We start from the raw sequence: 749 nt of genomic DNA on the forward strand, positions 1-749 counted from the left end.
CGGCCAGCGCCGCAGCCATCACCTCCACGACGATCACAGCCTTGCTAGCGCCTTCCCGAGCACGCCGATCCCGACCAGCAGTGCCACGCTGCCAAGCAGGTAGGCCACATCCAGCACTGAAGACTCCGTTCCTCGACTGCATCCCTCACGGGAACTCTGAGTCCCGATACAACACCGAGACGCAGCTCGCGAGGAGCACTCCTAACGGAACGCATACGGGGATTGCGGCAACCCTCGCGCTATCCAAACGGTCTCGCTGTCGCGCGAGTCCGATTGGGAGTTCTTGTTGCCGTGCTGAATGAAAGGACGAGGCCGACCCAGCGCTTCGGGTGTCGCTCGAACTACTCGCCTACCAGGCTCGGCGTTCGCGCAGCGATCCGCAGTCGACGCTGCATGGCCGTCGCGACGCGGGCGAGCACCAGCAGGTCGTTCGGCTGGGACACGGTCGCCGCCGCGATCACCGAGTCGTACGGACCGTCGACTACCCGCCGACACTTCAAGGCGAAATGACGAAACAGCGTCATCGCTCCCCTCGGCTGCGCAGCGATCTGCGCGGTCGTCGTCTGGTCGTAGCCGCGCTCCTCGAACAGCCTCAGCGCCGCATCAAGCAGTCGCCGCCTCGTCTGCTCACGCCGACCCGACCGTTCAGCCATCACCCAACGTTAGCCACTAGCAAGAACGAAGAAAGGCAGCCCTTACCGCTCAGTCATTCCACCGATCTACAGCCAGATTAAGCTCTAGGACGTTGA

General features: G+C 63.4%; 1 protein-coding gene. It reads right to left on the reverse strand.

The window, feature by feature from the left end; translation table 11 throughout:
• Positions 1-341 precede the first annotated feature (341 nt).
• On the reverse strand, positions 342-653 hold the full coding sequence (locus tag N864_RS22815; RefSeq protein WP_051518958.1) for a helix-turn-helix domain-containing protein: 312 nt from the start codon (positions 651-653) through the stop codon (positions 342-344).
• Positions 654-749 lie beyond the last annotated feature (96 nt).

The sequence above is a fragment of the Intrasporangium chromatireducens Q5-1 genome (assembly GCF_000576575.1).
Lineage (GTDB): Bacteria > Actinomycetota > Actinomycetes > Actinomycetales > Dermatophilaceae > Intrasporangium_A > Intrasporangium_A chromatireducens.